Annotated in this window: 9 protein-coding genes and 3 tRNA genes; 10 read left to right on the plus strand and 2 right to left on the minus strand. The window is 40.1% G+C overall.

From position 1 onward, the window contains the following. Positions 1 to 51 precede the first annotated feature (51 nt). Positions 52 to 1032: an aldo/keto reductase gene (locus V7266_RS24720; RefSeq protein ID WP_335471840.1), complete on the plus strand. Its 981-nt coding sequence runs from the start codon at positions 52 to 54 to the stop codon at positions 1030 to 1032. Positions 1033 to 1146: 114 nt separating this feature from the next. Beyond that, positions 1147 to 1320, plus strand: coding sequence for an asparagine synthase (locus tag V7266_RS24725; protein WP_098533576.1), 174 nt, complete (start codon positions 1147 to 1149; stop codon positions 1318 to 1320). Positions 1321 to 1404: 84 nt separating this feature from the next. Here V7266_RS24725 and V7266_RS24730 read toward each other — a convergent pair whose 3' ends face one another. Beyond that, positions 1405 to 3357, minus strand: a complete 1953-nt coding sequence (locus tag V7266_RS24730; RefSeq protein WP_335471841.1) for a translation factor GTPase family protein — start codon at positions 3355 to 3357, stop codon at positions 1405 to 1407. Positions 3358 to 3577: 220 nt separating this feature from the next. On the opposite strand from V7266_RS24730, the gene V7266_RS24735 reads away from it, so the two are divergent. From V7266_RS24735 to V7266_RS24760, 6 genes are all read left to right on the plus strand, one after another. Then, positions 3578 to 3652 (plus strand) — tRNA-Glu (locus V7266_RS24735). Positions 3653 to 3663: 11 nt separating this feature from the next. Next, positions 3664 to 3748: transfer RNA gene (locus V7266_RS24740), tRNA-Leu, on the plus strand. A gap of 34 nt (positions 3749 to 3782) precedes the next feature. Further along, positions 3783 to 3856: transfer RNA gene (locus tag V7266_RS24745), tRNA-Arg, on the plus strand. A gap of 185 nt (positions 3857 to 4041) precedes the next feature. Continuing rightward, positions 4042 to 4638 carry a class I SAM-dependent methyltransferase gene (locus tag V7266_RS24750; RefSeq protein WP_335471843.1) on the plus strand — a complete coding sequence of 199 codons (597 nt, stop codon included), beginning with the start codon at positions 4042 to 4044 and terminating at the stop codon, positions 4636 to 4638. Positions 4639 to 4691: 53 nt separating this feature from the next. Next, positions 4692 to 5579, plus strand: a complete 888-nt coding sequence (locus V7266_RS24755) for an NAD(P)-dependent oxidoreductase (protein WP_335471844.1) — start codon at positions 4692 to 4694, stop codon at positions 5577 to 5579. A 67-nt stretch (positions 5580 to 5646) separates the two neighbouring features. Further along, on the plus strand, positions 5647 to 5874 hold the full coding sequence (locus tag V7266_RS24760; RefSeq protein WP_335471846.1) for a hypothetical protein: 228 nt from the start codon (positions 5647 to 5649) through the stop codon (positions 5872 to 5874). A 54-nt stretch (positions 5875 to 5928) separates the two neighbouring features. Here the strand turns inward: V7266_RS24760 and V7266_RS24765 are convergent, their stop codons facing one another. Further along, complete coding sequence (locus V7266_RS24765; protein ID WP_335471847.1) at positions 5929 to 6684, minus strand: YoaK family protein; 756 nt, start codon at positions 6682 to 6684, stop codon at positions 5929 to 5931. An 87-nt stretch (positions 6685 to 6771) separates the two neighbouring features. Between V7266_RS24765 and V7266_RS24770 the strand changes: the two genes are divergently transcribed. Continuing rightward, positions 6772 to 7002: a DUF2187 family protein gene (locus V7266_RS24770; protein ID WP_335471848.1), complete on the plus strand. Its 231-nt coding sequence runs from the start codon at positions 6772 to 6774 to the stop codon at positions 7000 to 7002. A 313-nt stretch (positions 7003 to 7315) separates the two neighbouring features. Next, a complete protein-coding gene (locus V7266_RS24775; RefSeq protein WP_335471849.1) occupies positions 7316 to 10354 on the plus strand; it encodes an efflux RND transporter permease subunit in 3039 nt (1012 codons plus the stop codon). Positions 10355 to 10374 lie beyond the last annotated feature (20 nt).

Genomic DNA, 10374 nt, shown 5'->3' on the forward strand with positions numbered 1-10374 from the left:
TTTTTTTACACCGTGTTTGAAAATTAAATAGAAGAAGGCAGGTTAATCACTATGGATTATGTGAAACTAGGGAATACAGGATTGGATGTATCTCGTCTTTGTATAGGATGTATGAGCTTTGGTGTTCCTGAACGAGGGAATCACCAATGGGTGCTGGATGAAGAAAAAAGCCGGCCAATCATTAAAAAAGCACTTGATTTTGGTATTAATTTTTTTGATACAGCCAATGTCTATTCCGATGGCACAAGTGAGGAAATTGTCGGACGGGCTTTAAGAGACTTTGCCAATAGAGATGAAATCGTGCTTGCAACTAAGGTCCATGGCCGCATGTTTGAGGGACCGAATGGAGGAGGCCTTTCCCGCAAGGCCATAGTGAATGAGATTGACAATAGTCTCAAACGGCTGGGAACGGATTATGTAGACCTTTATCAAATTCACCGCTGGGATTACGATACGCCAATCGAGGAAACGATGGAGGCACTGCATGATGTCGTGAAAGCAGGGAAAGCCAGATATATTGGCGCCTCATCAATGTATGCATGGCAATTTCTTAAAGCATTGCATATTGCTGAGAAAAATGGCTGGACAAAATTTGTTTCGATGCAAAATCATTTAAACCTTTTGTATCGTGAAGAGGAACGAGAAATGCTGCCACTTTGTAAGGAAGAGAAAATTGGTGTTATTCCATGGAGTCCGCTTGCACGAGGTAAGTTAACGAGAGATTGGGAAGTAACAACAACACGTTCGGAGACAGATGAATTTGGTAAAACTCTTTATGCTGCAACAGCTGAAGCAGATCGGCAAGTCGTCAGCCGTGTTGCAGAGTTAGCATCAAAACTGGAGGTGCCTCGGGCCCAGATAGCGCTAGCTTGGGTATTGCAAAAAGAGCCCGTAACCGCACCCATTATTGGAGCGACAAAGATGGCTCATTTGGAGGATGCGGTCGGAGCCCTTTCAGTTAAGTTAACGCCTGAAGAGATTTCATTTTTAGAAGAACCTTACGTACCTCATCCAGTATTGGGATTTAAATAATCTTAAAAATACGAACCATTTTCCTTGCATACCGTTAAAGTATAATCCTATCCCTAAAGTAAATAATAAGATTGGTGTAATTTACACCAATAACAGGATGTGGAGGGAGATTACATGAACGTACGTGAAGGATTAATTCCTACTGCATTAGGGACTGCTGTAACCGCTACAGGTTACGTTCTTAAGCAAAAACGTGGAACCAACAAAATGATTGCGAACACAGTTTTCGGTTTTGGTTTAGCACACGTTGTGTTGGGTGTAATCGACCTTGTTGAACATCGTCATTAAAAAAGAAGGAGGCGGCAGTAAAATCTGCTCGCCTTCTTTTTTTATAGAGGGAAACTTGGAAAAATTTAATGTTGAAAATAAAAGCTATAAACAATGCATATAATTCTCGGCTTGAGCCCAAGGTACGGAAAAGCCTTGTCCTTTTGAACAAAAAATAGAAGATGATGTGTACTCGGGATCGGCATCCTTATTGTATTGTCTTTTTTCTAATACTTCTTCTTGGTTGTGACACGGATAATATCCTCCAACCACGAGGTTCATCATTCCCTTTCCCTGTGTAAGGGAAGCGAATTCAGGGCTGTAGTTCATGAAAGTTGCTACCGGAACGCGTCCTGTAAGAAAAGCTTTATTTCCCTCGGTAACAGGGGGTTCAAATATGCCATGTGCCTGCTGGATATCGTTTAGCACTTTCCCAATTAGATCTAAATCTATTTTTATTTTAAAATCGTAAAATGGTTCAATCAGAATATTGTCCGCCTTTTCTAATCCTTGTCGTAGTGCCCGGAAGGCTGCCTCTCTAAAGTCCCCTCCAGAAGTATGTTTGTTATGCGCTCGTCCTGTTACTAAAATGATCTTTACATCCGTAAGAGGGGAACCGGTTAAAATCCCATGATGCTCACGTTCAAATAGATGCGTTTGAATGACGTTCTGGGTACCAACAGATAAATGATCAGTATGGCATACACTTTTAAAGGTAATGCCGCTGTTTCTCTCGGCCGGCTCTAAGTGAAGATGTACCTCTGCATAGTGGCCTAATGGCTCAAAATGACCATAACCCATTACCTCCGATGTTATCGATTCTTTATATAAGATTTCCGGGTCATCAAAGGAGATGTTAAGGTTGAACCGTTCTTTAACCACTTGTTGAAGTACTTCAAGTTGAATTGTCCCCATTACATGAATGTGAATTTCCTGCGCTCGTTCTTCCCAAGTAACATTTAATGCCGGGTCTTCGGCGTTAAGGATTTGAAAATACCGTAAAACTTCTTTTACGTTTAGTTTAGGATCATGAATTACTTTTGATTTTAAGGCTGAAATCATTTCATAATTAGCCTTTTTCTTTAAAGTTCCTAAACCATCACCGGCAGAAGCAGAAGAGAGTCCTGTTACCGCAAATAAATCACCAGCAGAAACATGATCTACGGTTTGAAATTTAGTTCCATTGTATTGTCTGATTTGGGTAACCTTTTCGCAAAGTGTCTCGCCTTCGCTTTCATAGTTAATTTCATCTCGTACTTTTAATCTGCCCCCCAAGCCTTTTATAAACGTTAGTCGGGTCCCTTTTTCATCATAGCGAATTTTGTAGACTCTTCCGGCAAAAGGTTCATCATTGTTATAGTTAGCCTCGGTTAACAAGTTCAATTTTTCTAAAAAACGATCAATCCCGGCTCCTTGCAGGGCTGAACCGTATGTACATGGAAAAATCTGATTGTTTTGAAAGAGAGTTTTCATTGTTTTGAACCATAATTCAGCTTCATAACCGTCTACCATATATTTTTCTAATAGGTCTTCATGACGTTCTGCTATAAATTCAATTAACTCTTCACACATATCTTCCTGTAACATTGTGTGGTTAATATCACATACATCCTCGGTTAATTGCGTTCTAATTTCTTCAATTACATTTACTACATTCGCACCAACTCGGTCCACTTTATTAATAAAGAAAAAAGTAGGGACTTGATGCCTTTGAAGCAATCGCCAAACGGTTTCCGTGTGCCCTTCAATCCCTTCGACCGCGCTGATAATGATGATAGCAAAGTCCATTACCTGAATAGCTCTTTCCATTTCAGGAGAAAAGTCGACATGGCCTGGAGTATCAATTAAGTAGTAGTTTGAACCATTATATGTAAACATCGCTTGGTCGGCAAAGACGGTTATCCCTCTTTGTTTTTCGATTTCATGCGTATCGAGAAAGGTATCTTTATGGTCAACCCGGCCTTTTAGTCTTATAGCATTTGTTTGATAAAGTATTTGTTCCGCTAACGTTGTCTTACCGGCATCTACATGTGCAAACAATCCAATCGTTTTTTTCATGCTGTCACCTCAATAATTTTAGCTATTCTTAAAACTATTATATCAAAAGTGAAAGGGGACTCTCCTATATAAATAAAGAAAATTTGGGACAGCGCATAACTGCTATTTTTCTATTAATCTGGGAAAAACTTCTATTGAAACATGTGTAAAAAGGATGTTATTATATGAAAGTTCTCTCGTGAGACAATCAATTATATTGAATTCTCACCAATTAGAATTTGGCCCCTTGGTCAAGCGGTTAAGACACCGCCCTTTCACGGCGGTAACACGGGTTCGAATCCCGTAGGGGTCACCATTAAAAATAATGCGGGTGTGGCGGAATTGGCAGACGCACCAGACTTAGGATCTGGCGCCGCAAGGCGTGGGGGTTCGACTCCCTTCACCCGCACCAAGTTATTTTACGAAGGAAATAATTGTAATATAATGCGCCCGTAGCTCAATTGGATAGAGCGTCTGACTACGGATCAGAAGGTTATGGGTTCGACTCCTTTCGGGCGCGTCAGTTATCTTTAAATATAAAAGCAGTAGATTCAATTTTAGAATCTACTGCTTTTTTTGTTTTACTATAGAGAATAGAAAAATTATTTATTCAAGTATGAGTGATCAGTAGGAAGATGAGACTTTCACTTTTTATTTTTTAGTGATAATGTAAAACAAGAATATACATAATGGAGTTGACTAGTTTTGGGTCGATTGTTTGCTAAAGGGTACGACTTTTTTATGCGTCCTTTAGAAAAAAAGAAGTTTAAAGTAATTCGAAAGGAGCTTCTAGTTAAGGCCAAGGGTTGTGTTTTAGAAATCGGATCTGGGACAGGTATTAATTTTCCTCTATATAAATCGGTTGAAAAAGTAGTGGCAGCAGAACCAAGTACTTACATGATTGAAAGATCCCGAGAGAAACGGATTCAATCCCCTGTAGAAATTGAAATAGAACAAACAGGTGCTGAAAAGCTGCCTTTTGATGATAATAGTTTCGATACGATCGTAGCAACACTCGTATTATGTACTATACCAAACCCAGAGCAAGCAATGATCGAGATGATACGAGTATGTAAACCAGGAGGAAAATTATTGTTTTTTGAGCACGTCAAAATGGATAACCGGTTTTTAGCCTGTTTGCAGGAGTTTTTAACACCCGCTTGGAAAAAGATATGTGACGGCTGCTGTTTGAATCGTGATACGCTTACATTAATAAAAAATAATGATTTAGAAATTAATGAGATAAAAAGTTATTATAAAGGGTTATTTCTTTCGGCCGAGACAATAAAGCCAAAATCTTGAGTCGATCCTAAATATTTACAGCTAATTCGATCAGTCAGTTAGGAGGAATTTTAATGGTAAACGAAATAGGTTTTATCGGTCTCGGTAATATGGGACAGCCAATGGTTAAGAATCTTATAAAGTCTGGTTACAAAGTGAAAGTATATAATCGGACCCCGCATAAGGCGTATGAGGTTGTTGCGGCAGGTGCTGAACAGGTCAACCGTCCATGTGATGCGGCAACACCTGAAGGTATTGTTGTTACAATGGTGTCCAATGATCAGGCCTTAGAGGAATTGGTGTTTGGATTAGATGGAATCGGGGAGAAATTAGGGGAGAATGGTATTCATTTATCCATGAGTACCGTGGCCCCCGAGACATCACGGAAGATAGCACAGTTCCATCAAGAAAAAGGGAGTTTTTATATAGCATCGCCGGTTTTTGGCCGTCCTGAGGCTGCCGCTGCACAAAAATTATGGATATTATCGTCAGGGAATAAAGAAGCAAAGGAAAGAGTAAAACCCGTTCAGGAAGCAATGGGTCAGCGTGTCTTTGACCTTGGGGAAGAGCCCGGCAATGCCAATGTTGTAAAATTAGGCGGTAATTTTATGATTATGGCAGCTATGGAAGCCATGGCCGAGGCCTTTAATTTGGCTGAAAAGAACGGGATGGATCGGGAAATTGTAGCAGAAGTATACTCGTCCACGTTATTTAACTGCACCGTTTATAACGGTTATGGGTCCATGATTGCCAAAAAGATGTTTGAGCCTGCCGGTTTCCAATTAGCGCTGGGACTAAAAGACTGCAACCTTGTACTCGATGAAGCAAATAGCACCAAGACCCCTATGCCATTAGCCAATTTAGTCCATAATCGTCTTCTTGCGTCTGTTGCAAAAGGACGAGGAAACTTGGATTGGTCAGCTTTAACAAAATTGACTAACGAAGAAGCCGGGCTGGAATGACTCATTGAATAAATACCCTTAATCAGTTAATGCTAAAGTTTAAATGGCACAAAAAGGAGACATTGCTGTGAAGCCATATGAAATCACCAATATGTTGATCGATGATGATTTTGCTGTCGAGGAATATGTGACGGCAGAATTTGTTCACCAGCATAAAAACTATAGCATTACCTTTAAAAAGGCAGATTTAGAAATCATTAATTGCTGGGTTTTTGAAGATGGTTCCTCACTACCGGCGGAAATAGCAGACGAAATCATTGAATCGATACGGGAAGATATAAAAAAGAGAATCTAATTTTAAAGAGGCGTGATTTTTCCAAGACAGGAGTAAATTACGCCTCTTTCAGCTTTATGACTTATGAAGAAGTGTTTTTGGGTTAGCGTTTAAAACGAGCATAGCACATATAAGAATACCGGAGGCAAACCAAATGGCTCTTGTCCCCCAATGTAAGGTTGTTAAGGTGCCAATTAATGCACCCAATAGAAAAGAAACGATAATGAGCGTAAAGTCTAAAAATTGAAGGAGGCCTTTTCGGTCATGCAACACTAGTGCAGTATATGCCGCTTGAGCAGCTGTACGTAAATTTCCTGTGACCATTGCCGAATTATAGGGCCATTTCACTAATGTACGGAACGAAGAAATTTGTACTGAAGCTACAAATGCAATTGTTATGGTTACGACCATGTTGGGTACTTGAACAGGCCAGGTTCCGACTAAGACTAGAACAATGCTTTCTAACAAAAGTACAGTGCGGGCTGGGTGTGGAAAGGTCCTAGTAATATGCGGATGTTTTAAGCCTTCTGCCACTGCTACTCCAAAAACAAATGCGAATATCGGTGGAATATGACGTAATCCTTGAGTCCAATGCCCATGAGCAGCCTCTACGCCTAACAAAACAAGATTACCAGTCTGGGAAGTGGCAAAAACTCCATCACGGCTCACATATGTGTATGCATCTAGGAATCCACCTACTACCGCAAGCAGTATACCAAGACCAACCGATTCTGCTGTTAGTCTGTGAACGATAGTCTTTTTTTTATAAATATATCTTCGTAAATCTAATCCAGAAAAATGTTTATGTCTAAGTTCCTTAGTTTTTTCCATGTGGTCTCTCCCAAATAAAGTTTCAATTTTTCCTCCTATTTTTCGTTAAGAACAAAAAATTTATGTAGGAGGAGCATTGGTAATCGAATGACTATTCGTTTTTTTGGAAAAGATAAAGTCGAGGTGAAAGAAATGGCTGCGGCAAAAATCGGTGATACTATTACATTTAAGCGTGATGGAGAAAGCCACGAAGGGACCGTTTCAGGGGTTCGGGAAAATTCTGTTATTGTCCAATATGGTTATTCGAAAGAGAAGGATGAACCACTTACGACAATCGTAAATCACAAAAATTACAAAATAAAAAAGGCTTCATCGTAAGAAAGAGATTCTTAGGAAAATTCAAAAATGTAGTGTGGTTCTACCATACTGCATTTTTTTTTATGAGCACTGGTGAACCATAGTGAGATTTGAATAGCAATCTAAGAATACATTGTAAATTATTGGTAAAATTACCAAATACTAATTTACTTCTTAATAAAGAACAAGTATAATCAGGGTGGATTTAGTAATTCATAAGTTCTGGGAGAGGAATAGGACCTATATACTAGATTACTTTATTCCAATATACATACGAATGAAGCAGACCACATTTATTTTTTATTTTAGGAGATTAAAAAGGAGGAAATGGAAAATGACATGGTTTACAAAATGGTCTTTCCGTAATAAGGCTGCGGTATCCCTTACGACAGTCCTCATTTTAATTATGGGAATTGTCAGCTACTTTACTTTACCTATGGAATTTTTACCAACCGCCGATAATCCACAGGTAACTGTAGTAGTACTAGGTGAAGGAACAGATGTTGCAACCATGACAGATACGGTTACAGCGCCGATTGAACAGTCGGTTGCAGCCGTTAAAGGGAAAAATGAGATTTATTCAACTACGGGAGATGGATTCTCCAAAATAGACATCATGTTTGAGGCAGAGACAGATATGAAGCAGGCGGCAGCGGATGTTCAAAAAGCAATAGATGCGGTCAAGCTTCCAGAAGGTACGAATAAACCCATAGTCGTTCAGTTAAACACAGATATGATTCCAATTGCCGATATTTCGGTCACATTTGAGGACGGCATTTCAAAGGAAAATATTAAACTAGCAAATGATAAAATTTTTCCAGCATTAGAGCAAATTAAGGGTGTTGGAAGTGTAGCCATGTACGGAAGAGGAGTTAATGAAGTTTCCGTTGAACTAGATCAAGCGAAACTTCAGCAATTTCAGCTTCCCGCACAAGCAGTCGTTGCAGCCCTACAAGGTCAAAATATGGCAGCTGCTGTCGGTCAAAAAACGATTGATGGGAAAACAAGCAACATTAAAGTGGTCGGAACAATTGAGAGTCTTGAAGACTTAAAGAATGTTCCTGTCATCCAAGGGGTCAAACTGGGGGATATTGCTACAATTCAAAAGGCCAGTCAGGAAGATCATATTACACGTGTAAATGGTGAAGATGCCTTGCTTGCAATCATCACCAAAGACAGCAATTCCAGTGCGGTCTCGATTGTAAAAGACGTAAGAAAAGAAGCAAGTGAGCTCACAAAAAAATACGAGAATGCTAAGGTCAGTGTCTTCTATTCAACGGCCGATATGGTCGTTAACTCTGTAACTAGTATGATAAAAGAGGTACTTTTAGGGGCCTTATTTGCAACCATTGTGATTATGTTCTTCCTGAGAAATATTCGGTCAACGTTTATCACCATTGTATCGATTCCACTCTCCCTTTGCCTAACACTCTTTTTACTGGGTCGGTCAGGAATTACCCTTAATATCCTGACAATAGGTGGAGTCGCGGTAGCTGTCGGCCGCTTAGTCGATGATAGTATTGTTGTGATTGAAAATATTTTCCGCAAAATGCAGCATGAGAAATTTTCAATTGAGCTGGTAGTGGAAGCAACAAAAGAGGTGGCTTCTGCGATCACATCTTCCACTCTTACAACAGTAGCCGTATTCCTTCCCCTTGGTTTAGTAGGGGCAGGCCTGAAGGATTTCTTATTGCCATTTGCTTTAACGGTGACCTATTCTTTATTATCTTCGTTATTAGTAGCCTTAACCATTGTTCCGCTAATGAGTGCTGGGCTGCTGAGTAAAGCTAAATTACCGAAACATCAAAATTCCAAACGGTATGTTTCAATGCTGCGCTGGTCGTTAAATCATAAGTGGGTTATTTTACTGACATCAACCTTACTGTTTTTTGGTTCAATCGCTGCCTATTTTGTGATGCCAAAGGGTGCCGTTGATAGTTCAGATGCCGAACTCGTCATGGTGACACTTGATTATCCGAATGAAACGCCAATGAAGTTAGTTCATGATCAAACATTGAAATTGGAAAAATACTTATTAGACAAAGAGGGACCAAAAGCGATTTACACCCAATTAGGCAATAGTCCGGATGCTGCTCAATATGGGGAAGTTGGTTCTCCGACAACAGCTGCTTTTACCATTGTGATGAAAGAGAATGCGAATGCAGAGCGATTTATCAATGAAGTGAATAAGCAAAAGGAAAGCTATCCAGGTGCAGAATTAATGGCGGGCACTGGTTCATTAACAGGGGGGAGTTCTACCTCAATTACCATTGATGTTGTAGGCGAAAAAAGGGCAGATATTGAGTCAAGCGCCGCCAAGATTGAGGACGTGGTAATGGGGATTAAAGGGGTAGAAAAAGTAGAAACAAACCAAGAAGAGAAGAAACCAGTTTATACTTTTACAGTTAACCCCGATGCGGCAAAACCTAGGGATGTGATTCAACAGCTAGGTATGATGCTTAACCGAATGCCAATTGGGAGCGTAAATCTCGATGGAACTAATACACCTGTGTTTTTAGAACCAATTCTAAATCCAACTGCCAAAAAGGATTTAGAAGGAATAATGGTTACTAACCAGCAAAAGTTAGTCCCCATTACTTCAATTGCCAAGCTCAATATAGAAAATAAAGCCACCCAGGTCCTGCACAAGAGTGGGGAGGCCTATTTACGAGTTACAGCTACCGTTGACCCGAAACAGCTTTCAGTTGTATCTGGGGAAATTAATACAAAAATTAATGGCAAAAAGCCTGGAACGGGTTTAAAACTGCCTGATAATGTTGAGGTATATGTTGGGGGCGCGGCAGTAAGCCAAGCGAATGACTTTACTGACCTGTTCTTAACGATGGCACTATCGATTGGAATCGTTTATCTAATCATGGTCATTACATTCAAAACCTTACGAGCACCGCTGGCAATTCTATTCTCGCTGCCCTTAGCGGCAATTGGAGCGATCATTGGACTGTTGATAAGCCGAATTCCGGTTGACATTACTGCGCTGCTCGGTGCGTTAATGTTAATTGGTATTGTCGTTACCAATGCGATTGTATTAATTGATCGCGTCAAGCAGAATGAGGCCAAGATGATTATGCGGGACGCAATTTTAGAGGCCGCTAGTACGCGTATCCGCCCAATCTTAATGACAGCTATTGCCACAATCTGTGCCATGCTGCCACTATTATTTAAAAAAGCAGAAATGGGAAGCCTGGTTTCCCAAAGTCTCGCAATCGTAGTAATCGGCGGACTCGCTATTTCCACCTTATTAACATTAGTTGTTGTGCCAGTCATCTATGAATTATTCCATTTTAATAAGTCTAAAAGACAGCGGATTGCACAAAAATCAAATCTGTCTGGAGAAGAACCTATTTCCGGATGATTTGAATAGATGAAGGGGAG

Origin of the sequence: Neobacillus drentensis, assembly GCF_036965645.1 — a bacterium.
In the GTDB taxonomy this organism is placed as follows: domain Bacteria; phylum Bacillota; class Bacilli; order Bacillales; family Cytobacillaceae; genus Neobacillus; species Neobacillus drentensis_D.